General features: G+C 67.7%; 16 protein-coding genes and 3 rRNA genes. All 19 read left to right on the plus strand.

Annotated features, from left to right (window positions below; translation table 11 throughout):
• The first annotated feature begins 75 nt into the window (after positions 1-75).
• The 19 genes from BLW14_RS17905 (at position 76) to BLW14_RS18000 (ending at position 20,145) form a co-directional block, all read left to right on the plus strand.
• Positions 76-903, plus strand: coding sequence for a sugar phosphate isomerase/epimerase family protein (locus tag BLW14_RS17905; protein WP_093708256.1), 828 nt, complete (start codon positions 76-78; stop codon positions 901-903).
• Positions 900-1,523 (plus strand): TetR/AcrR family transcriptional regulator, encoded by a 624-nt coding sequence (locus tag BLW14_RS17910; RefSeq protein ID WP_093708257.1) that lies wholly within the window; start codon positions 900-902, stop codon positions 1,521-1,523. The genes BLW14_RS17905 and BLW14_RS17910 overlap by 4 nt, the downstream gene beginning before the upstream one ends.
• Before the next feature lie 212 nt (positions 1,524-1,735).
• Positions 1,736-3,586, plus strand: coding sequence for a dihydroxy-acid dehydratase (ilvD, locus tag BLW14_RS17915; RefSeq protein ID WP_093708258.1), 1,851 nt, complete (start codon positions 1,736-1,738; stop codon positions 3,584-3,586).
• An 84-nt stretch (positions 3,587-3,670) separates the two neighbouring features.
• Complete coding sequence (locus tag BLW14_RS17920) at positions 3,671-4,207, plus strand: hypothetical protein (RefSeq protein WP_093708259.1); 537 nt, start codon at positions 3,671-3,673, stop codon at positions 4,205-4,207.
• 33 nt (positions 4,208-4,240) lie between these two features.
• The gene (locus BLW14_RS17925; RefSeq protein WP_093708260.1) at positions 4,241-5,029 is read left to right on the plus strand and encodes a class I SAM-dependent methyltransferase; all 789 of its coding nucleotides are present in this window, start codon (positions 4,241-4,243) and stop codon (positions 5,027-5,029) included.
• 39 nt (positions 5,030-5,068) lie between these two features.
• A complete protein-coding gene (locus BLW14_RS17930) occupies positions 5,069-5,836 on the plus strand; it encodes an ABC transporter ATP-binding protein (protein WP_093708261.1) in 768 nt (255 codons plus the stop codon).
• Complete coding sequence (locus BLW14_RS17935; RefSeq protein ID WP_093708262.1) at positions 5,833-6,597, plus strand: ABC transporter permease; 765 nt, start codon at positions 5,833-5,835, stop codon at positions 6,595-6,597. Before BLW14_RS17930 ends, BLW14_RS17935 begins: the two co-directional genes overlap by 4 nt.
• Before the next feature lie 67 nt (positions 6,598-6,664).
• Positions 6,665-7,474, plus strand: a complete 810-nt coding sequence (gene proC / locus BLW14_RS17940; protein WP_093708263.1) for a pyrroline-5-carboxylate reductase — start codon at positions 6,665-6,667, stop codon at positions 7,472-7,474.
• A 697-nt stretch (positions 7,475-8,171) separates the two neighbouring features.
• Positions 8,172-9,697 (plus strand): 16S ribosomal RNA (locus BLW14_RS17950).
• A gap of 302 nt (positions 9,698-9,999) precedes the next feature.
• Positions 10,000-13,125 (plus strand): 23S ribosomal RNA (locus BLW14_RS17955).
• A 77-nt stretch (positions 13,126-13,202) separates the two neighbouring features.
• Positions 13,203-13,319: ribosomal RNA gene (rrf, locus tag BLW14_RS17960) — 5S ribosomal RNA — on the plus strand.
• The 16S, 23S and 5S rRNA genes sit together here, the layout of an rRNA operon.
• Before the next feature lie 71 nt (positions 13,320-13,390).
• Positions 13,391-14,035, plus strand: a complete 645-nt coding sequence (locus BLW14_RS17965; protein ID WP_093708264.1) for an HAD family hydrolase — start codon at positions 13,391-13,393, stop codon at positions 14,033-14,035.
• 42 nt (positions 14,036-14,077) lie between these two features.
• Positions 14,078-15,283: an MFS transporter gene (locus BLW14_RS17970; RefSeq protein WP_093708265.1), complete on the plus strand. Its 1,206-nt coding sequence runs from the start codon at positions 14,078-14,080 to the stop codon at positions 15,281-15,283.
• A complete protein-coding gene (locus BLW14_RS17975; protein ID WP_093708266.1) occupies positions 15,252-16,424 on the plus strand; it encodes an acetoin utilization protein AcuC in 1,173 nt (390 codons plus the stop codon). Before BLW14_RS17970 ends, BLW14_RS17975 begins: the two co-directional genes overlap by 32 nt.
• A 112-nt stretch (positions 16,425-16,536) precedes the next feature.
• The gene (locus BLW14_RS17980) at positions 16,537-17,352 is read left to right on the plus strand and encodes a phosphatase (protein ID WP_093708267.1); all 816 of its coding nucleotides are present in this window, start codon (positions 16,537-16,539) and stop codon (positions 17,350-17,352) included.
• 127 nt (positions 17,353-17,479) lie between these two features.
• Positions 17,480-17,692 carry a helix-turn-helix domain-containing protein gene (locus BLW14_RS17985; protein ID WP_018525026.1) on the plus strand — a complete coding sequence of 71 codons (213 nt, stop codon included), beginning with the start codon at positions 17,480-17,482 and terminating at the stop codon, positions 17,690-17,692.
• A 110-nt stretch (positions 17,693-17,802) separates the two neighbouring features.
• Positions 17,803-17,901, plus strand: coding sequence for a 30S ribosomal protein bS22 (locus tag BLW14_RS17990; protein ID WP_003948845.1), 99 nt, complete (start codon positions 17,803-17,805; stop codon positions 17,899-17,901).
• Between the two features lie 135 nt (positions 17,902-18,036).
• Positions 18,037-19,110: an NAD-dependent epimerase/dehydratase family protein gene (locus BLW14_RS17995; protein WP_093708268.1), complete on the plus strand. Its 1,074-nt coding sequence runs from the start codon at positions 18,037-18,039 to the stop codon at positions 19,108-19,110.
• A 15-nt stretch (positions 19,111-19,125) separates the two neighbouring features.
• Positions 19,126-20,145 (plus strand): lysophospholipid acyltransferase family protein, encoded by a 1,020-nt coding sequence (locus tag BLW14_RS18000; RefSeq protein ID WP_093708269.1) that lies wholly within the window; start codon positions 19,126-19,128, stop codon positions 20,143-20,145.
• The last annotated feature ends 4 nt before the right edge of the window (positions 20,146-20,149 follow it).

The following is a 20,149-nucleotide window of genomic DNA, read 5'->3' on the forward strand; positions in this document are numbered from 1 at the left end:
GGCGGCCGGTGCGGCCCTTCTCACTTTCCGCCGCTCTCCCTCGGCGGGGCGCACCAGTGCCCGTACGCTGTCTGCGTGGCAGAACCAGTGGTGCGCGTCCCGGATGCGAAGGTCGCCCTGTCGACGGCCTCGGTCTATCCGGAGTCGACGGCGACGGCCTTCGAGATCGCCGCGCGCCTCGGCTACGACGGTGTCGAGGTCATGGTCTGGACGGACCCGGTCAGCCAGGACATCGAGGCCCTGCGCCGGCTCTCGGACTACCACCAGGTGCCGATACTCGCCGTCCACGCGCCGTGTCTGCTGATCACCCAGCGGGTCTGGTCCACCGATCCGTGGGTCAAGCTCCAGCGGGCCCGCGCCGCCGCCGAGAAGCTCGGCGCTTCCACGGTCGTCGTGCACCCCCCGTTCCGGTGGCAGCGCAACTACGCCCGTGACTTCGTCACCGGGATCTGGCGGATGGCCGACGAGACGGACGTCCGGTTCGCCGTCGAGAACATGTACCCGTGGCGCTACCGGGACCGCGAGATGCTCGCGTACGCCCCCGACTGGGACGTCACGAACGACGACTACCGGCACTTCACGGTGGACCTGTCGCACACCGCCACCGCCCGCACGGACGGCCTGGCCATGGTCGACCGGATGGGCGACCGGCTGGCCCACGTCCACCTGGCCGACGGCAAGGGCTCCAACAAGGACGAGCACCTGGTGCCCGGCCGGGGCGACCAGCCCTGCGCGGAGCTGCTGGAGCGGCTGGCCGGTTCCGGCTTCGACGGGCACGTGGTCATCGAGGTCAACACCCGCCGCGCGATGTCCACCGCCGAACGCGAGGCCGACCTCGCCGAGGCCCTCGCCTTCACCCGGCTCCACCTCGCCTCGTCCGCCGAGCGCGCCCCCCGCTCATGACCGAGGACGCACCGGCCCCCAGGCGCCGGGGCCGCCCCGCCCGTACGGCGGCGGGCCCCGGCCCCGACGCCCGCACCCGCATCCTGGAGGCCGCCCGCACGGAGTTCTCCGAGCGCGGGTACGACAAGACCTCGGTCCGGGGCATCGCCCGCGCGGCCGGCGTCGACTCCGCGCTGGTCCACCACTACTTCGGTACGAAGGACGAGGTCTTCGCCGCCGCGATCGAGCTGTCCTTCGAGCCGGCCCTGCTCGTCCCGGCGGTCCTGGAGGGCGACCCGGGGGACGTGGGCGAACGCCTGGCCCGCGCCTTCATCGCGATCTGGGAGAACCCGGCCACCCGCGCCCCCCTCCTCGCCGTACTCCGCTCCGCCCTCACCCACGAGGCCGCCGCGAAGGTCCTGCGGAGCTTCGTACTCCGCCGCCTCCTCGAACGCGTGGCCGCGGGGCTGAACGTCCCGGACGCGACGTTCCGGGCGGAGCTGGCGGCGTCGCACATGGTGGGGATCGCGATAGTGCGGTACGTCCTGAAGGCGGAGCCGTTGGCGTCGGCGCCGCCGGAACGGATTATCGAAATGGTCGCGCCCACGCTGCAGCGCTACCTGACGGAACCGCCCGCGTAACCACTTTCAGCCCCGTCGGCGTTCGAGGCGCGGGGCCCGGGGCGGAGCCCCGGTTTCGGGAAGGGGCGGGGTGGGGAACAGGCCCGCCGCAGGTACCCCCACCCCACCCGCACCCCGCAAAAACATTCCGCATAGCGGACACCCGGTCCACATCCTGGCACCACGGGCGTACGCTCAAGAACGGTCTTCAACGCAGAAGGAGCGAAAAGACGATGCCCACGCTGAGGTCCCGCACAGTCACCCACGGCCGCAACATGGCCGGCGCCCGCGCCCTCATGCGGGCCTCCGGCGTAGCGAGCGAGGACATCGGCAAGCCGATCATCGCCGTCGCCAACTCCTTCACCGAGTTCGTCCCCGGCCACACCCACCTCGCGCCCGTCGGCCGCATCGTCTCCGAGGCGATCAAGGCCGCCGGCGCGGTGCCCCGCGAGTTCAACACGATCGCGGTGGACGACGGCATCGCCATGGGCCACGGCGGCATGCTCTACAGCCTGCCCTCCCGCGACCTGATCGCGGACAGCGTCGAGTACATGGTCGAGGCCCACTGCGCCGACGCCCTCATCTGCATCTCGAACTGCGACAAGATCACGCCGGGCATGCTGAACGCCGCGATGCGGCTGAACATCCCGACGGTCTTCGTCTCCGGCGGCCCGATGGAGGCCGGCAAGGCCACGCTCGTCGACGGCACGGTCCGCAAGCTGGACCTGATCAACGCGATCAGCGACGCGGTCGACGAGAGCGTCTCCGACGAGGACATGCTCCGTATCGAGGAGAACGCCTGTCCCACCTGCGGCAGCTGTTCCGGCATGTTCACCGCCAACTCGATGAACTGCCTGACCGAGGCCCTCGGCCTCTCCCTCCCCGGCAACGGCTCGACGCTCGCCACGCACACCGCCCGCAGGGCGCTGTACGAGAACGCCGGCCGCACGATCGTGGACATCACCAAGCGGTACTACGAGCAGGACGACGAGACGGTCCTGCCCCGCTCCATCGGCAGCCGCGCCGCGTTCGGCAACGCGATGGCGCTGGACATCGCGATGGGCGGCTCCACCAACACGATCCTGCACCTGCTGGCCGCCGCCCAGGAGGCGGAGCTGGACTTCGGCCTGGACGACATCAACGAGGTCTCCCGCCGCGTCCCCTGCCTCTCCAAGGTCGCCCCCAACGTGGCGCCCGGCGGGACGTACTACATGGAGGACGTGCACCGCGCCGGCGGCATCCCCGCCCTCCTGGGCGAACTGAACCGCGGCGGACTGCTCAACGAGGACGTGCACGCGGTGCACGCCGACACCCTCGGCGACTGGCTGAAGAACTGGGACGTGCGCGGCGGCTCCGCGTCGCCCGAGGCCGTCGAGCTGTGGCACGCGGCCCCCGGCTGCGTCCGCTCCGCGACCGCGTTCTCGCAGTCGGAGCGCTGGGACACCCTCGACGTGGACGCCGAGGGCGGCTGCATCCGCGACGTGGCCCACGCGTACTCCAAGGACGGCGGCCTCGCGGTCCTCAAGGGCAACATCGCCCTGGACGGCTGCGTGGTGAAGACGGCCGGCGTCGACGAGTCGATCTGGACCTTCGAGGGCCCGGCGGTCGTCTGCGAGTCGCAGGAGGACGCCGTCGACAAGATCCTCCGCAAGGAGATCACGCACGGCGACGTCGTCGTCATCCGCTACGAGGGCCCGCGCGGCGGCCCCGGCATGCAGGAGATGCTCTACCCGACGTCCTTCCTGAAGGGCCGCGGCCTCGGCAAGTCCTGCGCCCTGATCACGGACGGCCGCTTCTCCGGCGGTACGTCGGGCCTGTCCATCGGCCACGCCTCGCCCGAGGCGGCCTCCGGCGGCGCCATCGCGCTCGTCGAGGACGGCGACCGCATCCGGATCGACATCCCGAACCGCTCGATCGACCTCCTGGTCTCCGACGAGGAGCTGGCCACCCGCCGCGAGGCGCTGAACGGCGTGTACGCGCCGAAGAACCGCGACCGCAAGGTCTCGGCCGCGCTGCGGGCGTACGCGGCGATGGCGACGAGCGCCGACCGCGGCGCGGTCCGCGACGTCTCGAAGCTGGGCTGACCCCGGTGTGCGGCCCCCCGCGTCCGCGGGGGGCCGCACCCATGCCTGACCGGTCCGCTCCTCGCCTGCGGGATAATCGGCCCCGTGAGCGAGAACAGCGAGACCCCCGACGGCGCGGCCCCCGGCCCGTCCGAGCCCGCGACCCCGCAGGGCCCGCAGCCCGAGCCCCTCCGCTTCTTCGGGACCACCTGGGTCGCCCACGACGGCCACTACGGCCTGCGCCGCGTCGGCGCCGCCGTCGGTTCGCTCGCCGCGGCCGTCGCCGCCTGCTTCGTCCTCCGCTTCGCCTACCAGGGCCTCCAGATCGCCGACGTCGGCGGCTTCGTCGGCGTGCTGGTCGTCGCGATGTTCGCCATCTGCAGCGCGGTCGCCTTCCGCAAGACCTGGGAGGGCTTCGGCAGCCGCCCCGCCGACCCGGCCCGCGAGGAGACCTTGCGCGGCCTGAAGGCCATCGGCTTCATCGGCTCGCTGCTCGCGTACTTCTTCCGTACGTTCACCGAGGCGCCGGGCGAGAAACTGCGGCGCACGGAGTACGAGGAGGCCACGGCCCGGTACGCGAAGCGCCGCGCCGCCCGCACCGGCAACCCCTCCGCCCGCAGGAAGAAGGGCCGCCGCGGCTGACGCGCCCGGGGGCCGGGCGGGCACGATGGCCGCATGACCACGACACACTCACCGGATGCCGTCCCGGGCCCCTCGCGCGCCCTGTCCTTCGACCGGGCCGCCGCGCAGTACGCCGCCGCCCGCCCCAGTTACCCGGACGCCCTGTTCGACGCCGTCGAGGACATGGCCGGGCGCCCCCTGCGCGGTGCCCGCACCCTGGACGTGGGCGCGGGCACCGGCATCTCGACCCGACGCCTCCACGACCGGGGCGCCCGCGTCGTCGCCGTCGAACCCGGGCCGGGCATGGCCGCCCAGCTGCGCCGGGACCTCCCGGACGTCCCGCTCGTGCGGGGCGACGGCAACCGGCTCCCGTTCGCGAACGCCTCGGCCGACCTGATCACGTACGCCCAGTCCTGGCACTGGACCGACCACGCCCGCGCGGGCGCCGAGGTCCGGCGCGTCCTGCGGCCGGGCGGCACGCTGGCCCTCTGGTGGAACGTCGCCGACAGCACGGTCCCGTGGCTCGCCGCCCAGGGCGAACGGCTCCAGCGGTTCTTCGGCGTCGGGCCGGAGGAACTGGGCCGGGGCGCCCACGGCGCGGCCGACCAGGACCGCGGCCTGCCGCCCGAGCTCGACTTCACGCACCGCCGCGTCCCGTGGACCCGGCGCGTCCCCCTCGCCACCCACGTCGACAACCTCGGCAGCCACTCCGCGTTCCTGACCATCGAGGACAAGGCGGCCCGGGACTTCCTCGCCGAGGAGCGCGACCGGCTCCTGGCGGAGTTCCCCGACGGCACGGTGGAAGAGGCATACGTCGTCGAGCTGAGCGCGGCCGTGCGCTGAACCTTGACGGCGGCGCCCTGCGGAGAGAATATTCATCACATGATGAATTCTTCGGGCGTCGCCGTCGAGGCCCGTGGCCTCACCGTCCAACGAGGCAGCCGCACGGTCCTGCGGGGCCTCGACTTCACCGTCGAACCCGGCAGGATCACCGGCCTCCTCGGCCCCTCCGGCTGCGGCAAATCCACCCTCATGCGTGCCGTCGTCGGCACCCAGGCCAAGGTCACCGGGACCCTCCAGGTCCTCGGCAGCCCCGCCGGCCACCCCTCCCTCCGCCCCCGCGTCGGGTACGTCACCCAGGCGCCCTCCGTCTACACGGACCTCACCGTCCGGCAGAACCTGGACTACTTCGCGGCGGTCCTCCGACCGGGCCGCGCCCACCGCGACACCCGACGCGACGCCGTCACCCGCGCGCTCACCGAGGTCGACCTGACCAGCCACGAGGACGCCCTCGCCGGCAACCTCTCCGGCGGCCAGCGCACCCGCGTCTCCCTCGCCGTCGCCCTGCTCGGCACCCCGGACCTGCTCGTCCTGGACGAACCGACCGTCGGCCTCGACCCGGTCCTGCGCCGCGACCTGTGGCAGCTGTTCCACACCCTCGCCGCCGAACGCTCCACCACGCTCCTCATCTCCTCCCACGTCATGGACGAGGCCGAGCGCTGCCACCGCCTCCTCCTCATGCGCGAGGGCGAGATCCTCGCCGACGACACCCCGGACGCCCTGCGCACCGCCGCCGGCACCGACACCGTCGAAGAGGCATTCCTCCACCTGGTCGACGCGGCCGCCACCCGCAAGGAGAACGCCCGATGAGCGGCACCACCGCCACCGCACCCCTGAACCCGGCCCGCACCCTCGCCACCGCCGCCCGCGTCCTGCGCCAGCTCGCCCACGACCCCCGCACGGTCGGCCTGCTCCTGCTGGTCCCGGTCCTGCTGATCACCCTGCTGCGGTACGTCTTCGACGGCAGCCCGCGGACCTTCGACTCCATCGGGGCCTCACTGCTCGGCATCTTCCCGCTGATCACGATGTTCCTGGTGACCTCGATCGCCACCCTGCGCGAACGCACCTCCGGCACCCTGGAACGCCTGCTCGCCATGCCCCTCGGCAAGGGCGACCTGATCGCCGGTTACGCGCTCGCCTTCGGCGCCGTCGCCGTCCTCCAGTCGCTCCTGGCCACCGGCCTGTCGGTGTGGGCCCTCGGCCTGGACGTCATGGGCTCGCCCTGGCTGCTGCTCCTGGTCGCCGTGCTCGACGCGCTGCTCGGCACGGCACTCGGGCTGTTCGTCTCGGCGTTCGCTGCCTCCGAGTTCCAGGCCGTCCAGTTCATGCCCGCGGTGATCTTCCCGCAGCTGCTGCTCTGCGGGCTCTTCATCCCGCGCGACCAGATGGCACCGCTCCTGGAGGCCATCTCGGACGTGCTGCCGATGTCGTACGCCGTGGACGGCATGAACGAGGTCCTCCAGCACACCGACATCACCGGCGACTTCGTGCGCGACATCCTGATCGTGGCCGGGTGCGCCCTGCTCGTACTGGCCCTTGGCGCCGCCACCCTCCGCCGCCGCACCGCCTGACGGGGCGGTGCGAAGATGGCGCCGACGAGCACCGCGCACATCGAGCACCGCCCGGAGGGTGAACGGCATGACCCAGACAGTTGCAGTCCTCGGCGCCGGCAAGATCGGCGAGGCCCTGCTCAGCGGGATGATCCGGGCCGGCTGGCGCCCGTCGAACCTGCTGGTCACCACCCGCCGCTCGGACCGGGCCGCCGAACTCCGCGACCGCTACGGCGTGGACGCGGTCACCAACGCGGAGGCGGCGAAGCGGGCCGACATCCTCATCCTCGCGGTCAAGCCCCAGGACATGGGCCGCCTCCTCGACGAGCTGGCCCCGCACCTCACCGCCGACCGCCTGGTCATCAGCGCGGCGGCCGGCATCACGACCGCCTTCATCGAGGAGCGCCTCGCCGCCGGCACCCCGGTGGTCCGCGTCATGCCGAACACCCCGGTCCTGGTCGACGAGGGCATGTCCGTCATCTCCGGGGGCAGCCACGCCACCGGCGAGCACCTCGCCTCGGCGGACACCATCTTCAAGGGCGTCGGCAAGACCCTGCGCGTCCCGGAGTCCCAGCAGGACGCGGCCACCGCCCTGTCCGGCTCGGGCCCCGCGTACTTCTACTTCCTCGTCGAGGCGATGACGGACGCCGGCATCCTCCTCGGCCTGCCGCGCGCCCAGGCCCATGACCTCATCGTCCAGGCCGCGATCGGCGCCGCCGTGATGCTCCGCGACAGCGGCGAGCACCCGGTCAAGCTCCGCGAGGCCGTCACCAGCCCGGCCGGTACCACCATCAGCGCCATCCGCGAACTGGAGAACCACGGCGTACGCGCAGCCCTCATCGCCGCCCTCGAAGCGGCCCGGGACCGCAGCCGCCAGCTCGCCTCCGGCAACGGCTGAGACACACGCGTCGGCCCCGGTCGACCGGGGTTGACACACCCCTCCCGCATCCGTAGTGTGCTCCGAGTTGTCCGACGTGAGCGCCGACTCCGGTCGGTCCCCGGACAGCCATTCCGCAGTAAACACAACGAGCACGCGACAGCTGTCGCATGACTTGGCGTGCGCTTATGCGAAATGAGGAATCCGCGTTCGAAAGAGCGCGACCCCGATTGGCGTCGGGGCCCAGGATTCCGCTAATGTTCACTCGTCGGAACGGCTCAACGGCCGGGAAGACAAGCCCCGCTGACTGGGAATCAGGCCCGAAAGGATCTGATAGAGTCGGAGTCGCCGGAAAGGGAAACGCGAAAGCGAAGAACTGGAAAGCGAAAATCGCTTGACCCGCTTCGACCGGGAATCGGACACGAAAGAGTCTGATAGAGTCGGAAACGCAAGACCGAAGGGAAGCGCCCGGAGGAAAGCCCGAGAGGGTGAGTACAAAGGAAGCGTCCGTTCCTTGAGAACTCAACAGCGTGCCAAAAGTCAACGCCAGATATGTTGATACCCCGGCCTGCTACGGCAGGTTGGTGGTTCCTTTGAAAGTCCTGCGAAACCTTCGGGTTCGGCAGGCAAAAACACAGCGAGGACGCAGTGGACAACGGGTCTTATTCCGACCTTGTTGTTCCGCTCTCGTGATGTGTTCCCCGATTACGGGAAAACATTCACGGAGAGTTTGATCCTGGCTCAGGACGAACGCTGGCGGCGTGCTTAACACATGCAAGTCGAACGATGAAGCCCTTCGGGGTGGATTAGTGGCGAACGGGTGAGTAACACGTGGGCAATCTGCCCTTCACTCTGGGACAAGCCCTGGAAACGGGGTCTAATACCGGATAATACTTTCCTCCTCCTGGAGGAAGGTTGAAAGCTCCGGCGGTGAAGGATGAGCCCGCGGCCTATCAGCTAGTTGGTGGGGTAATGGCCTACCAAGGCGACGACGGGTAGCCGGCCTGAGAGGGCGACCGGCCACACTGGGACTGAGACACGGCCCAGACTCCTACGGGAGGCAGCAGTGGGGAATATTGCACAATGGGCGAAAGCCTGATGCAGCGACGCCGCGTGAGGGATGACGGCCTTCGGGTTGTAAACCTCTTTCAGCAGGGAAGAAGCGAAAGTGACGGTACCTGCAGAAGAAGCGCCGGCTAACTACGTGCCAGCAGCCGCGGTAATACGTAGGGCGCAAGCGTTGTCCGGAATTATTGGGCGTAAAGAGCTCGTAGGCGGCTTGTCACGTCGGTTGTGAAAGCCCGGGGCTTAACCCCGGGTCTGCAGTCGATACGGGCAGGCTAGAGTGTGGTAGGGGAGATCGGAATTCCTGGTGTAGCGGTGAAATGCGCAGATATCAGGAGGAACACCGGTGGCGAAGGCGGATCTCTGGGCCATTACTGACGCTGAGGAGCGAAAGCGTGGGGAGCGAACAGGATTAGATACCCTGGTAGTCCACGCCGTAAACGTTGGGAACTAGGTGTTGGCGACATTCCACGTCGTCGGTGCCGCAGCTAACGCATTAAGTTCCCCGCCTGGGGAGTACGGCCGCAAGGCTAAAACTCAAAGGAATTGACGGGGGCCCGCACAAGCAGCGGAGCATGTGGCTTAATTCGACGCAACGCGAAGAACCTTACCAAGGCTTGACATACACCGGAAAGCATCAGAGATGGTGCCCCCCTTGTGGTCGGTGTACAGGTGGTGCATGGCTGTCGTCAGCTCGTGTCGTGAGATGTTGGGTTAAGTCCCGCAACGAGCGCAACCCTTGTTCTGTGTTGCCAGCATGCCCTTCGGGGTGATGGGGACTCACAGGAGACTGCCGGGGTCAACTCGGAGGAAGGTGGGGACGACGTCAAGTCATCATGCCCCTTATGTCTTGGGCTGCACACGTGCTACAATGGCCGGTACAATGAGCTGCGATGCCGCGAGGCGGAGCGAATCTCAAAAAGCCGGTCTCAGTTCGGATTGGGGTCTGCAACTCGACCCCATGAAGTCGGAGTTGCTAGTAATCGCAGATCAGCATTGCTGCGGTGAATACGTTCCCGGGCCTTGTACACACCGCCCGTCACGTCACGAAAGTCGGTAACACCCGAAGCCGGTGGCCCAACCCCTTGTGGGAGGGAGCTGTCGAAGGTGGGACTGGCGATTGGGACGAAGTCGTAACAAGGTAGCCGTACCGGAAGGTGCGGCTGGATCACCTCCTTTCTAAGGAGCATCTAGATTCCGCAAGGAATCCAGAGCCACTACGTCGGCAAATGTTCGACGGTGGTCAGCTCATGGGTGGAACGTTGACTACTCGGCACAGCACATGGGTCTTCACTAGTACTGCTTCGGCGTGGAACGTGAGGGTTGATGGGTTGGGTCGGGCACGCTGTTGGGTATCTGAAGGTACGGGCTCGTTTGAGTCTGTCCTTCGGTTGCCGGCCCCAGTGCACTCACCTGGTAAGGGTGGGGTGATGGGTGGCTGGTCGTTGTTTGAGAACTGCACAGTGGACGCGAGCATCTGTGGCCAAGTTTTTAAGGGCGCACGGTGGATGCCTTGGCACCAGGAACCGATGAAGGACGTGGGAGGCCACGATAGTCCCCGGGGAGTCGTCAACCAGACTTTGATCCGGGGGTTTCCGAATGGGGAAACCCGGCAGTCGTCATGGGCTGTCACCCGCTGCTGAACACATAGGCAGTGTGGAGGGAACGAGGGGAAGTGAAACATCTCAGTACCCTCAGGAAGAGAAAACAACCGTGATTCCGGGAGTAGTGGCGAGCGAAACTGGATCAGGCCAAACCGTATGCGTGTGATACCCGGCAGGGGTTGCGTATGCGGGGTTGTGGGATCTCTCTTTCACAGTCTGCCGGCTGTGAGACGAGTCAGAAACCGTTGATGTAGGCGAAGGACATGCGAAAGGTCCGGCGTAGAGGGTAAGACCCCCGTAGCTGAAACATCAGCGGCTTGTTTGAGAGACACCCAAGTAGCACGGGGCCCGAGAAATCCCGTGTGAATCTGGCGGGACCACCCGTTAAGCCTAAATATTCCCTGGTGACCGATAGCGGATAGTACCGTGAGGGAATGGTGAAAAGTACCGCGGGAGCGGAGTGAAATAGTACCTGAAACCGTGTGCCTACAAGCCGTGGGAGCGTCGCTGTGTGTGCTTGCACATGCAGTCGTGACTGCGTGCCTTTTGAAGAATGAGCCTGCGAGTTTGCGGTGTGTTGCGAGGTTAACCCGTGTGGGGAAGCCGTAGCGAAAGCGAGTCCGAATAGGGCGATTCAGTAGCGCGCTCAAGACCCGAAGCGGAGTGATCTAGCCATGGGCAGGTTGAAGCGGAGGTAAGACTTCGTGGAGGACCGAACCCACCAGGGTTGAAAACCTGGGGGATGACCTGTGGTTAGGGGTGAAAGGCCAATCAAACTCCGTGATAGCTGGTTCTCCCCGAAATGCATTTAGGTGCAGCGTCGTGTGTTTCTTGCCGGAGGTAGAGCACTGGATAGGCGATGGGCCCTACCGGGTTACTGACCTTAGCCAAACTCCGAATGCCGGTAAGTGAGAGCGCGGCAGTGAGACTGTGGGGGATAAGCTCCATGGTCGAGAGGGAAACAGCCCAGAGCATCGACTAAGGCCCCTAAGCGTACGCTAAGTGGGAAAGGATGTGGAGTCGCAGAGACAACCAGGAGGTTGGCTTAGAAGCAGCCACCCTTGAAAGAGTGCGTAATAGCTCACTGGTCAAGTGATTCCGCGCCGACAATGTAGCGGGGCTCAAGCGTACCGCCGAAGTCGTGTCATTCATACGCATAGGGCCAACGCCTGTATGGATGGGTAGGGGAGCGTCGTGTGCCGGGTGAAGCAGCCGCGGAAGCGAGTTGTGGACGGTTCACGAGTGAGAATGCAGGCATGAGTAGCGATACACACGTGAGAAACGTGTGCGCCGATTGACTAAGGGTTCCTGGGTCAAGCTGATCTGCCCAGGGTAAGTCGGGACCTAAGGCGAGGCCGACAGGCGTAGTCGATGGACAACCGGTTGATATTCCGGTACCCGCTTTGAAACGCCCAATACTGAATCAGGCGATGCTAAGTCCGTGAAGCCGGCCCGATCTCTTCGGAGTTGAGGGTAGTGGTGGAGCCGACGAACCAGACTTGTAGTAGGTAAGCGATGGGGTGACGCAGGAAGGTAGTCCAGCCCGGGCGGTGGTTGTCCCGGGGTAAGGGTGTAGGACGCACGGTAGGCAAATCCGTCGTGCATGTAAGTCTGAGACCTGATGCCGAGCCGATTGTGGTGAAGTGGATGATCCTATGCTGTCGAGAAAAGCCTCTAGCGAGTTTCATGGCGGCCCGTACCCTAAACCGACTCAGGTGGTCAGGTAGAGAATACCGAGGCGTTCGGGTGAACTATGGTTAAGGAACTCGGCAAAATGCCCCCGTAACTTCGGGAGAAGGGGGGCCATCACTGGTGATCCGATTTACTCGGTGAGCTGGGGGTGGCCGCAGAGACCAGCGAGAAGCGACTGTTTACTAAAAACACAGGTCCGTGCGAAGCCGTAAGGCGATGTATACGGACTGACGCCTGCCCGGTGCTGGAACGTTAAGGGGACCGGTTAGCTGCTCTTCGGGGTGGCGAAGCTGAGAACTTAAGCGCCAGTAAACGGCGGTGGTAACTATAACCATCCTAAGGTAGCGAAATTCCTTGTCGGGTAAGTTCCGACCTGCACGAATGGCGTAACGACTTCTCGACTGTCTCAACCATAGGCCCGGTGAAATTGCACTACGAGTAAAGATGCTCGTTTCGCGCAGCAGGACGGAAAGACCCCGGGACCTTTACTATAGTTTGATATTGGTGTTCGGTTCGGCTTGTGTAGGATAGGTGGGAGACTTTGAAGCGGCCACGCCAGTGGTTGTGGAGTCGTCGTTGAAATACCACTCTGGTCGTGCTGGATGTCTAACCTGGGTCCGTGATCCGGATCAGGGACAGTGTCTGATGGGTAGTTTAACTGGGGCGGTTGCCTCCTAAAGAGTAACGGAGGCGCCCAAAGGTTCCCTCAGCCTGGTTGGCAATCAGGTGTTGAGTGTAAGTGCACAAGGGAGCTTGACTGTGAGACCGACGGGTCGAGCAGGGACGAAAGTCGGGACTAGTGATCCGGCAGTGGCTTGTGGAAGCGCTGTCGCTCAACGGATAAAAGGTACCCCGGGGATAACAGGCTGATCTTCCCCAAGAGTCCATATCGACGGGATGGTTTGGCACCTCGATGTCGGCTCGTCGCATCCTGGGGCTGGAGTCGGTCCCAAGGGTTGGGCTGTTCGCCCATTAAAGCGGTACGCGAGCTGGGTTTAGAACGTCGTGAGACAGTTCGGTCCCTATCCGCTGTGCGCGTAGGAATATTGAGAAGGGCTGTCCCTAGTACGAGAGGACCGGGACGGACGAACCTCTGGTGTGCCAGTTGTTCTGCCAAGGGCATGGCTGGTTGGCTACGTTCGGAAAGGATAACCGCTGAAAGCATCTAAGCGGGAAGCCTGCTTCGAGATGAGTATTCCCACCCTCTTGAAGGGTTAAGGCTCCCAGTAGACGACTGGGTTGATAGGCCAGATGTGGAAGCCCGGTAACGGGTGGAGCTGACTGGTACTAATAGGCCGAGGGCTTGTCCTCAGTTGCTCGCGTCCACTGTGTTAGTTCTGAAATAACGAACAGCCGTGTTGTTGCCCGGTGTTCAAATTTCATAGTGTTTCGGTGGTCATTGCGTTAGGGAAACGCCCGGTTACATTCCGAACCCGGAAGCTAAGCCTTTCAGCGCCGATGGTACTGCAGGGGGGACCCTGTGGGAGAGTAGGACGCCGCCGAACTCCTTTTAGGAAGAGCCCCGTGCCCTTGTGGCACGGGGCTCTTTCGCGTTCTGACCCTTTAAGGTCGTGCTATGCGCTACGAACTTGTCATCTTCGACAACGACGGTGTGCTCGTCGACAGCGAGCCGATCGCCAACACCATCCTGGCCGGCTACCTCACGGAGCTCGGGCACCCCACCTCGTACGAGGAATCCCTGCGCGACTACATGGGATCCGCCGTGCATCGCGTCCACGACCTCGTCCAGGAGCGGTCCGGGACGAAACTGCCGGAGGACTTCGACGTCACCCTCCACTCGCGGGTCTTCGCCGCGTTCGAGGCGGAACTGGAGCCGGTCCCCGGCGTCAGCGACCTGCTGGGCAAGCTCGTCGCCGACGGCGTCCCCTACTGTGTCGCGTCCTCCAGCAGCCACCAGCGCATCCGGGTCAGCCACCGGACGACCGGGCTCGACCAGTGGTTCGAGGAGGAGTGGATCTTCAGTGCGGAGGACGTCGGCCGGGGCAAGCCCGCACCCGACCTCTTCCTCCTCGCCGCCGAGCGCATGGGCGTCGCCCCCGACCGGTGCGTGGTCATCGAGGACAGCCCGCTCGGCGTCGAGGCGGCGCGGGCGGCCGGCATGGACGTGTACGGGTTCACGTCGATGATGCCCGCGGACCGGTTGACCGGTGTGACCGGGTATTTCTCCGACATGGGACAGCTGCCGGAATTGCTTGCCTGACGCGTCTACCCATGGGTAGAAAGTGGCTCTACGCTCGCGGCCATGACAGATGCACGGTTGCGGCACGGCAGGGCGTCCCTCGCGTTGAGCTTCTTCGTGCAGGGGGTCACCTTCGCCCTTCTGGTGACGCGGATCCCGGCCATCCAGGACCGGTACGGGATATCCGACGGCCTGCTGCCCGTGTTCCTCGCCGCCGTGCCGATCCTGGCCGGGGTGGGCAGTGTGCTCACCGAGAAGGTGGTCGCGCGGGTGCGGCCGCGTGTGGTCCTGCGGTGGGCCCAGCCCGTCGTGCTCCTCGCGCTCCTCGGCGTCGGCGCCGGCAGCGAGCTGTGGGCGGCCGCCCTGGCGCTCGGGGCGTTCGGGCTGGCCGTCGGCGCGCTGGACGCGTCCATGAACATGATGGGCGTCAGCCTCCAGAGGGCGTACGGGCGCTCCATCATGCTCGGCTTCCATGCCGCGTACAGCCTGGGCGGGATCGCCGGGGCCTCGATGGCGTGGGCGGGGGCGCACTGGGACCTGTCGCTGCTGGTCTCGTACCTTCCGGCGGTCGTGGTGCTGCTGCCCGCGGCGTTCATCGGGAGCCGGTGGTACGTCGAGGGGGCGGACGAGGAGCAGGACCGGGGCGGCGAGGCGGTCAAGGGGGCCGGGGCGGTCTCGTTCCGGCTGCTGCTGCCGCTGTGCCTGGTGATGAGCTTCGCGTACATCGGGGACTCGACGGTCTCCAATTGGAGCGCGAAGTACCTCCAGGACGTGCTGGGCAGTTCGGAGCAGCTGGCCACCGTGCCGTACAACGTCTACATGGTCACGACGCTGCTGGGGCGGGCCGTCGGGGACCTCGGCGTGCGGCGGTTCGGGGCTGTGGCCGTGGTGCGCGGTGGGACCGTGCTCGCGGCGGCCGGGTTCGCCGTGGTGGCGGTCGCCGGCGGGGCGTGGACGGGGATGCTCGGGTTCACCATGCTGGGGCTCGGGCTGTGCGTGATCGTGCCGCAGACCTTCGCGGCGGCCGGGCGGATGTTCCCCGGGGCGAGCGACACCGCGATCGCGCGGCTGAACATCTTCAACTACGTGGGCTTCCTGGTCGGCTCCCCGTTGGTCGGGGCGCTCGGGGACGCCTGGAGCTACCGGGGCGCGATGCTGGTGCCGATGGTGCTGGTGCTCGCGACGCTCCTGTACGCCAAGTCGTTCGGCGCGGAACCCGCCCGATACGGTGGCGGGCATGAGCGGCCGCGCACAGCTGATGTGGGATGACGCAGTAACGGGCTACGACTTCGGGGAGAGCCACCCGATGGACCCGGTCCGGCTGGCCCTGACGATGGGGCTGGTGCGGGCGTTCGGTCTCGACCGGGCGGTGGACGTGGTGGCGGCGAAGTCCGCCGGGGACTCCACGCTCCGGCTCGTGCACCGGCCGGACTACGTGGCGGCGGTGAAGGCCGCCTCGGCCGATCCGCGTGCTGCGGACCAGAAGTACGGCCTGGGGACCGTCGACGATCCCGCGTTCGCCGGGATGCACGAGGTGTCCGCACTGATCGCCGGGCAGTCCGTGGCCGCCGCCGAGGCGGTGTGGCGGGGCGAGACCCGGCACGCGGTGAACTTCACCGGCGGGCTGCACCACGCGATGCCCGGGGGAGCGGCGGGCTTCTGCATCTACAACGACCCGGCGCTGGCCATCGCCCGGCTCCTGGAGCTCGGGGCCGAACGCGTCGCGTACGTCGATGTGGACGTGCACCACGGTGACGGGGTGCAGGCGGCCTTCTGGGAGGACCCGAGGGTCCTGACGATCTCCCTGCACGAGCACCCGCGGACGCTCTTCCCGCAGACGGGGTGGCCGGAGGAGACCGGGGCGGGGCCCGGCGAGGGCGGGGCCGTCAACGTGGCGCTGCCGGCCGGTACCGGGGACGCCGGGTGGCTGCGGGCGTTCCACGCCGTGGTGCCGGAGCTGCTGGCGGACTTCCGGCCCCAGGTGCTCGTGACGCAGCACGGGGCGGACACCCACTTCGAGGACCCGCTGGCGCACCTGGCGGTGTCGCTGGACGCGCAGCGGTCCGTGATGGCGGCCTGCCACGACCTGGCCCACTCCTACGCCGACGACGGCCGCTGGGTCGCGCTCGGCGGCGGCGGTTACGCGGTGGTGGACGTGGTGCCCCGGTCCTGGACGCACCTCGTGGGCATCGCCGCGCACGCGCCGGTCGACCCGGAGTCGGTGATCCCGTCCTCGTGGCGTGACGAGGTGTACGCGCGCACGCGGCAGTTGGGGCCGGCGCGGATGACGGACGGGCGGGAGCCCGCGTGGTCGGCGTGGGAGGACGGGTACGACCCGGCGGACCGGCTGGACCAGGCGGTGCTGGCGACGCGGCGGGCGGCGTTCCCGCTGCGGGGCCTGCTGACCTGAATCGGGCACGGGAGGCCCTGGGGGTTACGGGGTTGAGCACGGGTTACGCCGACTGTGGGGCGTAATCGGGCTTTTGGCCCCCGGGAGGGCCGGTTCGGGCAGCATCGGTGGGGTGTTGAGCACCGGAGCGTTGCGTGCGCATCTGCTGGCGGCCCGGCTGGCCGGGCCCGTGGCGACCTCGCGTGAGGTGAGCCTGCGGAGTTATCGGCTGTTCGCGGCCCGCGATCCCCGGGTGACGCTCGGCCTCGACCCCGGACGGGGCTGGGGCGAGCGGGAGTTGCTGGAGCTGATGGCTGACAGGTGCGGGGTCTCGGACGACCCCGCGCATGTGTCGGGGCCCGATGTGATCGATCCGGAGCGGACGGTGGCGGGGCTCGACGCGTTCGCCGCGCGGCTGTCGCAGGCGGCGGCGGGACGGGTGCCGGTGCTCTTCGGGACCGGGCACCCGCACCGGCTGATCGGCTTCTACGCAGCGCTGGCGGACGCCTTGGCGTCGGCGGGCTGTCCCGTTCTCACCCCGGCGCAGGGGCGATGTATCGACATAACGACTCGGTTTGGCGTACGTACGTACCACCTCGACTACGTACGGGGCGTCGCGCTGGTGCGTGAACCCGGCGCGGGGGCGGCCGGTGGTGGCACCGGCGCACACTCCCACTCGCCGCTGCCCGTGCGGGTCGCCCTGGAGGCCGCAGCGGCCGGGTGCGGGCCGGTTCCGGAACTCGTCGTCGGGGACCACGGGTGGGTCTGCGGCGCAGGTCAGTTGGGCATCGAGGCAATCGGGCTCGCCGATACGGACGATCCCGCGCTGTTCGTCGGGGAGGCCGACGGGCGGGTGGCGGTGGCCGTTCCGCTGGACGACGCGGTGCGGTCGGCGTACTACCTGCCGCTCACGCGCTATGTACTCAATCGGGCCTGTCTGTCACAGTAGCGGCCGATCGTCTCTCCTCTTCCCCACTCGCATCACCCGCCCCTAACCTGGGGAGTGAGCGCACAACGACGAAGAGTCACCGGAGGGGAAGCCGGTGCGCGTCTCGTGCGGAAGGTACAGGTGAGTCATGGCTGCTGACAGCGAGAGGCCTCTGAACGAGGTCAAGTTTCTGACCGTGGCGGAAGTCGCCTCGGTCATGCGGGTGTCGAAGATGACCGTGTACCGCCTGGTGCACAGCGGCCATCTGCCGGCGATCCGGGTGGGAAGGTCCTTCCGGGTGCCGGAGCAAGCGGTTCACGAGTATCTGCGCGAGTCCTTCGTGGGGGTGGCATCGGCCTGACATTCCCCTCGGATTACGTCCCTCACGCGGTGGCGGGTAGGCTAGGCCGACGTAGGTCGTGTGGGCCCAGACGCCCCGCACCAGTGAAGAAGAAGTGAGCGAGGGTAGTCGTGGGCTCTGTTATCAAGAAGCGGCGTAAGCGGATGGCCAAGAAGAAGCACCGCAAGCTGCTCAAGCGCACGCGCGTTCAGCGTCGCAACAAGAAGTAAGCGAACGCAGTTCGTGAATCCGCAGCCCTCCCGCCGTTCCGGCGGGAGGGCTGCGGTGCTGTGTACGGGGATGCTCACCGGTTACGGTGACGTCCTGACCGACCGAATACGGGAGACCGACGGAAGGCGCTGATCTTGGGGAAGGTCGTGCTCGTCACGGGAGCGGCCCGGCAGCTGGGCGGCCGTTTCGTGCGGCGTGTCCAGCGTGATCCGGACGTGGAACGGGTGATCGCCGTCGACGCGGTCGAGCCGGGGCACGAACTGGGCGACGCCCTCTTCGTACGGGCGGACATCCGCCGCCCCGCCATCGCCAGAGTCCTCGCCGAGCACGCGGTGGACACCGTCGTGCACCTGGACGTCAGCGGCTTCGCGCTCGGGGCCCAGGCGCGTACGGCGGTCAAGGAGACCAACGTCATCGGGACCATGCAGCTGCTCGGCGCCTGCCAGAAGGCACCGGCCGTGCGGCGGCTCGTGGTGAAGTCCAGCACCGGTGTGTACGGCTCGGCGCCGCGCGATCCGGCGGTCTTCCACGAGACGACCCCGCCCAAGTCGCTGCCGGGCGGCGGCTTCGCGAAGGACGCGGCGGAGGTCGAGGGGTACGTACGCGGCTTCGCGCGCCGCCGGCCGGACGTGGCCGTGTGCGTGCTGCGGTTCGCGAACATCCTGGGGCCGGGCGCGGACTCGCCGCTCGCCGACTACCTGTCGCTGCCGGTGCTGCCGACCGTCCTCGGGTACGACCCGCGGCTGCAGTTCGTCCACGAGGACGACGTCATGGACGTCCTGTCCATCGCGGCCGGCGAACCGAGGCGCGGGACGCTGAACAGCGGCACGTTCAACATCGCGGGCGACGGGGTGCTGTTGCTCTCCCAGTGCGCGCGGCGGCTGGGGCGGCCCACGGTGCCGATGCTGCTGCCGGCCGTCACCTGGGTCGGGCAGGCGCTGCGCGCGGTCGGCATGACCGACTTCTCTCCGGAGCAGATCCGGCTGCTCACCCATGGCAGGGTGGTCTCCACGGTCCAGATGCGCGAGACGCTGGGGTTCGTGCCGAAGTACTCCACGGGGGAGACGTTCGCGGACTTCGCGCGCAGCCGGACCCCGGGCCTCCTGCCGCCAGACACGGTCGGCCGGGCCGTGGACCGCGTGGCCGCGGCGGTGCCCCGGATCGCCGGCACGGACGGCGACACCCACCCGACCCCGAGCGCCAGGTAGAGGAGCGCAGCGACGATGGCGGATGCGAAGGTCATTCCGTTCGACGACGACCGTTCGCGGCCGGGAGGTCTGCCGCGCGCCGCGCGCCGGCGGCCTCCGGTGGGCGGTACGGCGTCCGTGAGCGCCCTGCCGGGGCAGGCGGACGCCCCGCCCGGGCCCGAGGAGCCGCGTGAGGGCCCCGGGGACGGTGAGCGGGGTGCCTGGGACCGGCGGATCGCGGGCGGGCTGGCGTTCCTGCGGCGGCGGGTCACCGGCGAGTACGACGTCGACGAGTTCGGCTACGACGAGGAGCTGACCGACCAGGTCCTGATGTCGCTGCTGCGGCCGGTGTACGAGAAGTACTTCCGGGTCGAGGTGAAGGGCGTCGAGAACATCCCGGCCGAGGGCGGGGCGCTCATCGTGTCGAACCACTCCGGGACGCTGCCGCTGGACGGGCTGATGCTCCAGGTCGCGGTGCACGACCACCACCCGGCGGGGCGCCATCTGCGGCTGCTGGCCGCGGACCTGGTCTTCATGCTGCCGGTCGTCAACGAGCTGGCCCGCAAGGCCGGGCACACCCTGGCGTGCGCGGAGGACGCGGAGCGGCTGCTGCGCAAGGGCGAGGTCGTCGGTGTGATGCCGGAGGGCTTCAAGGGGATCGGCAAGCCGTTCGGCGAGCGGTACAAGCTGCAGCGCTTCGGGCGGGGCGGCTTCGTGTCGACGGCGCTGAAGGCCGGGGTGCCGATCGTGCCGTGCTCGATCGTGGGCGCCGAGGAGATCTACCCGATGATCGGGAACTCGAAGACGCTCGCGCGGCTGCTGGGTTTCCCGTACTTCCCGCTCACGCCGACGTTTCCCTGGCTGGGGCCGCTCGGGGCGGTGCCGCTGCCGACGAAGTGGACGATCCAGTTCGGCGAGCCGATTCCGACGGACGGCTATCCGCTGGAGGCGGCGGAGGATCCGATGCTGATGTTCAACCTGACGGACCAGGTGCGGGAGCAGATCCAGCACACGCTGTACAAGCTGCTGGTGCAGCGGCGGTCGGTCTTCTTCTGACGGC

It is taken from the genome of Streptomyces sp. 2131.1 (genome assembly GCF_900105515.1).
Taxonomy (GTDB): domain Bacteria; phylum Actinomycetota; class Actinomycetes; order Streptomycetales; family Streptomycetaceae; genus Streptomyces; species Streptomyces drozdowiczii.

Excerpts from the sequence above, each read along its gene's own strand:
- BLW14_RS17910 (WP_093708257.1), top strand. The coding sequence starts at position 900 with ATGACCGAGGACGCACCGGCCCCCAGGCGCCGGGGCCGCCCCGCCCGT.
- ilvD (WP_093708258.1), top strand. The coding sequence starts at position 1,736 with ATGCCCACGCTGAGGTCCCGCACAGTCACCCACGGCCGCAACATGGCC.
- BLW14_RS17925 (WP_093708260.1), top strand. The coding sequence starts at position 4,241 with ATGACCACGACACACTCACCGGATGCCGTCCCGGGCCCCTCGCGCGCC.
- BLW14_RS17930 (WP_093708261.1), top strand. The coding sequence starts at position 5,069 with ATGATGAATTCTTCGGGCGTCGCCGTCGAGGCCCGTGGCCTCACCGTC.
- BLW14_RS17935 (WP_093708262.1), top strand. The coding sequence starts at position 5,833 with ATGAGCGGCACCACCGCCACCGCACCCCTGAACCCGGCCCGCACCCTC.
- proC (WP_093708263.1), top strand. The coding sequence starts at position 6,665 with ATGACCCAGACAGTTGCAGTCCTCGGCGCCGGCAAGATCGGCGAGGCC.
- BLW14_RS17965 (WP_093708264.1), top strand. The coding sequence starts at position 13,391 with ATGCGCTACGAACTTGTCATCTTCGACAACGACGGTGTGCTCGTCGAC.
- BLW14_RS17970 (WP_093708265.1), top strand. The coding sequence starts at position 14,078 with ATGACAGATGCACGGTTGCGGCACGGCAGGGCGTCCCTCGCGTTGAGC.
- BLW14_RS17975 (WP_093708266.1), top strand. The coding sequence starts at position 15,252 with ATGAGCGGCCGCGCACAGCTGATGTGGGATGACGCAGTAACGGGCTAC.
- BLW14_RS17985 (WP_018525026.1), top strand. The coding sequence starts at position 17,480 with ATGGCTGCTGACAGCGAGAGGCCTCTGAACGAGGTCAAGTTTCTGACC.
- BLW14_RS18000 (WP_093708269.1), top strand. The coding sequence starts at position 19,126 with ATGGCGGATGCGAAGGTCATTCCGTTCGACGACGACCGTTCGCGGCCG.